Genomic DNA, 5,167 nt, shown 5'->3' with positions numbered 1-5,167 from the left:
AATCACACCAGTGACGAGATCAATAGGGCTGTCATCGGTTCCACCAGTAATGCTATCGATAACGCCAGTCACAAGATCGATTGGGCTGCCATCAGTACCACCAGTAATGCCATCAATCACACCAGTGACTAAATCGATAGGACTACCGTCTGCTCCACCAGTGATACCATCGATTACACTAGTGACGAGATCAATCGGGCTACCATCGGTTCCACCCGTGATGCCACCGATTGCACCTGTAACAGTACCTAAAACTCCTGAGCCATCACCATTACCAGCAACAACGCCAACCAAGTTAGTCACTGGGCCAAGCATATTAAAATCACCTTCACCATTTAGACCACTAAGATCGAGAACGGATATTGCATTTCCTGAGAAGTTAATCGGTATCGTAATTGGCGTTACAACATTCGCATCATCTCCGTTGCCATTACCAATACCGTAGTTGTGCTCACCATTGCCTGCACCGATACCATCGAGGATTCCATCTGAACCATTGGCACTGCCGTTGCTATTATTTTCAAGGTCATTGTCATTGAACTGATTGGTTGTATTGGTAGATGAGTTGTTAGTGGAGTTCGCAGAGGCACTACCAAAAAGAGAAATCGCATTACCAGAAAGGTTGATAGGAATCGCAATCGGTGCAACAACACTTGCATTGTCACCGTTACCATTGCTAATACCGTAATTGTGCTCTCCATTACCTGAGGCAGCGCCATTGAGTATTCCACCAAGACCGAATAAGCCACCAGAACCCGTGCTAACACCATTTCCTGTGCCATTGCTATTGTCAGTACTATCATTATCCTGATAATAGTTTGTAGTGGTCGTTGATGAGTTATTGGTTGAGTTGGCTGTTGCATTTCCAAAGATTGAGAACGCATTACCAGATGCATTAATTGGTGTCGTAATTGGCATCACGATGCTGGCATCATCCGCAATACCATTGCCAATACCATAGTTATGTTCACCATTTCCTGCAGCAACACCGTTCAGGATACCACCATCGCCAAGAGTCCCTGAGCCACCTTCAATTTCGCCAGCATTATGAGCATTGCTGTTATTGATGCTGTCATTGTCTTCGAAGTGATTCACAGTTGTTGTTGATGAATCATTGGTTGAGTTTGATGTTGCATTACCAAAGATGGAGAAGGCATTGCCTGAAGCATTGACTGGTGCAGTAATCGGGGTAACGATACTGGCATCATCAGCTATACCATTGCCGATTCCGTAGTTATGTTCTCCATTGCCAGCACCAACACCATTTAGCAGTCCTCCGCCAATTCCGTTCCCTGAAGAACCACCACCTAGACCACCATCACCAAAACCATTCGCGCTGTTACTGTTGTCTGTGGTGTCATTGTCTTGGAAATAGTTTGTCGTATGTGTGGATGAGTCATTCACAGAATCAGAGGTTGCATCGCCAAAGAGTGAGAATGCATTACCAGAGCCGCTCAGCGGGGCAGTGATAGGGGAGACAACGCTGGCATCATTGCCAATACCATTGCCGATGCCATAATTATGATCACCATTACCAGCGGCAGGACCGTTGCCCCAACCGCCTAAGCCGTTGCCAGCAGCTCCTTCGACGATGCCAGTGCCACTGTTACTATTATTTGTGGTGTCATTATCTTCAAAATGATTGACAGTGGTTGTTGATGAATCATTCACAGAGCTTGAATTTGCATCTCCAAATAATGCAAATGAGTTACCCAAGCCACTCATTGGTGTGGTAATCGGTATGACGACACTAGCATCATCACCGTTCCCATTGCCTATTCCGTAATTATGTTCTCCATTGCCAGAACCAACGCCATTCAGTAAACCGCCAACACCATTACCTGCAACACTATTGATACCAGTGCCGTTATTACTGTTATCTGTACTGTCATTATCAAAAACATAATTTGATGCTGTAGTAGATGCATTATTTGTGGATGAGTTGTTTGCGTCGCCGAACCAAGAAAACTCATTTCCGAGGGCGTTGATTGGTGTCGTTGTTGGCATGATCACGCCTGCATCATCACCGTTACTATTTCCGATACCGTAATTTTGCTCTCCGTTACCAGCGCCGAAACCGCTGAGAATACCACCAATGCCATTACCGGCTGCACCAGCGCCAGTATTGCTATGATCAGTAAAGTCATTGTCTTCAACAATATTGGTGGTGTTGGTGGTTGCTGTGTTGTTTGAGGTATTGCCAGAACTGTCTTCATCATTGTTTTGATTTATTCCAGAGACACCATTGCCCATAATATTGATTGGGCTGACGACAGGTGATGTCCAGTCGACATCATCACCGTTATCATTACCGATGCCATAGTTATGTTCACCATTTCCAGCGCTCACACCATTGAGTAGGCCGCCAATCCCATTACCAAAAGCACTGCCCAAACCAGTGCCACCATTGTTGCTATTATCGGTACTGTCATTGTCTTGTACGTGGTTGAGAGTTGTGGTTGAGCCATTGTTCGTCGATGAAACATCACCGCCAATACCTCCAAATGCATTACCTAGAACATTGACGGGTGTTGTGAATGGGGCTGTAACATCAACATCATCGCCATTTCCATTGCCGATACCATAGTTTTGTTCGCCATTACCTGCTGCGGGGCCGTTGCCCCAATCATCAATCCCATTACCTACAGCACTGCCAAGACCATTGCTATTGTTGCTGTTATCAATACTGTCATTGTCTTGAACAATATTTGTGGAGGTTGTTGCTCCATTATTGTTGGAAGAAACATCGCCACCACCAATGCCACCAAATGAGTTACCGAGAACTTGAACAGGTGTTGTCCATGGGGCAGTTACATCTGCATCGTCACCATTTCCATTGCCAATACCATAGTTTTTTTCGTCATTGCCTGCGCTGACGCCATTTAGTAAGCCATCAAGACCATTGCCTGTAGAGCCATCAATGCTATTGGAACTATTATTGCTATTGGAACTATTATTGCTATTGTCGGTTGAATCATTGTCTTCGACATAGTTTAACGTTTGAGTTGGTGCATTATTGGTTGAATCAACATCACCTCCACCGATGCTTGCAACAGAATTTCCAAGTGCTTGGAAAGGAGCGGTGACTGGTGCTGTTACATCAACATCATCGCCATTTCCGTTCCCGATACCATAGTTTTGTTCACCATTGCCAGCAGCAGGACCATTGCCCCAACCGCCAACACCATTGCCTGTTGAATTGGCTATGCCTGTAGCATTATTGCTGTTATCTGTTGAATCATTGTCATGAACAATGTTGGAACTTAAGGTTGGTGCATTATTGCTTGAACCGACGTCACCGCCACCGATGCCTGCGACTGAGTTACCAACCGCTTGAACTGGCGTTGTCCATGCCATCGTGACACTTGTATCATCGCCATTTCCATTGCCGATACCATAGTTGTGTTCATCATTACCTGCACTCACGCCGTTGAGTAGACCATCGTCAATCCCATTGCCTGAGCTACCCTCTACCCCCATGCCATTATTGCTATTGTCTGTTGTGTCATTGTCTTCGATGACATTGGATGCCACTGTTGGCGTACTGTTCACGGAATCTACATCACCACCTCCGATCCCAGCAATCGAGTTGCCAATGCTTTGAAAAGGAGCAGTTACAGGTGTGGTCACACTGGCATCGTCACCATTGCCATTCCCAATGCCGTAGTTTTGTTCACCATTTCCTGCACCAACAGCATTGGCTAATCCTCCACCAGAACCATTGCCTGATGTGCCTGTACCATTGTTGCTATTATTGGTTGTGTCATTATCTTGAAGATGAGTTGAAGATACTGTTGGTGCTGTATTGGTGGAGTCTACACTGCCACCGCCAATACCAGAGATTGAGTTTCCTACAGATTGTACTGGTGTCGTCCACGGTGTTGTGACACTGGCATCATCACCATTGCCATCACCAATCCCATAATTATGTTCACCATTTCCAGCAGCGACGCCATTCAGAAGGCCACCAGCGTTTCCATTCCCAGCGGCATCTACACCAGTATTGCTGTTATTGGTATTGTCATTGTCTTCAATAACAACTGTTGAACTGGTCGGAGTTGTATTGATTGAATCAACTGCACCACCACCAATTACTGCATAAGCATTTCCTAAGGAGTCTACAGGTGTCGTGACAGGTGTAATGATGTTGGCATCATCGCCATTTCCATCACCGATGCCATAGTTATGATCGCCATTACCTGAAGCAGTACCATTTAAGAAACCACCATCATTGCCATTTCCCGCAGTACCTGTATTACTGTTATCAATCGTATCTTGATCTTGTAAATGGATTGAAGAGGACGTTGGTGCTGTATTTATAGATGTGACAGGTTCAGCATTGCCAAACCAAGAATATGAGTCTCCGAGTGAATAGAAAGTTGTCGTAAATGGAATAGGAAAATTAACGCCTTCGCCATTGCCTACGCCAACACCGTAGTTTTGTTCACTGTTTCCAGTGGCAGTTCCATTCAGCAAACCATCATAAGCAGAACTACTGCTATTATTGGTCAAGGTACTATCTTCTATTTGATTATTATTGACTGTTGATACCGTATTCACAGAAGATGATGAGCCTTGATTATTCTGGCTTGGAAGAGAAAGGATGCCTGTTATGGGTGATAAAATATTTTTAAATAACATATTGGTATACCTATCATAATTATTAAAGTCTTGTTTTATTCGTCCTTATAATTATGTGACTCCTGTCTCATAATTAATAAAAAGTATTGAGTGTTTAACTAATTATTATCAACGCCACTCGATAAAGCGTATTTTTTGTGAAAATCTTGGGAATAATAAAAATCAACTGCTTAGCTTATTTTTTTAGTGTGAGAAAATAGAGAAAATCTGGATAAAATAGCTAAAATGCGTATCAAAAGCTAAGTGAATAAAATGTGAAATAAAGCATCTAACTCTGTAAATAGTTTTTTAATCTTATGAAATTTAATAATAAATCATGAAAATTTTGATCGTAGAGATTAAACAGGAACTCTTGTCTCGTATTTCAATTGAAAGCAAATGTTTATATTGTGTATTGATGTGTTTTTAAACGATGTGCTGAATCTATAATCAATTGAAATTATTTTGCAATAAAGTTCTTATCAAATGGGAAAAAGTGCGTATAATGCCCTCCATCAAATACGCGCTCATAGCTCAGCTGGATAGA

At 43.2% G+C, this 5,167-nt stretch carries 1 protein-coding gene; it reads right to left on the bottom strand.

Going from position 1 to position 5,167, the window contains the following annotated elements; translation table 11 throughout:
• Window positions 1-4,641 (bottom strand): beta strand repeat-containing protein (locus B4237_RS01775; protein WP_286941023.1); only part of this gene is annotated, 4,641 nt, incomplete at its 3' end.
• Between the last annotated feature and the right edge of the window lie 526 nt (window positions 4,642-5,167).

This window comes from Acinetobacter sp. UBA6526 (genome assembly GCF_002434875.1).
Taxonomy (GTDB): domain Bacteria; phylum Pseudomonadota; class Gammaproteobacteria; order Pseudomonadales; family Moraxellaceae; genus Acinetobacter; species Acinetobacter venetianus.
This window is presented reverse-complemented; position numbering and strand designations above follow the sequence as displayed.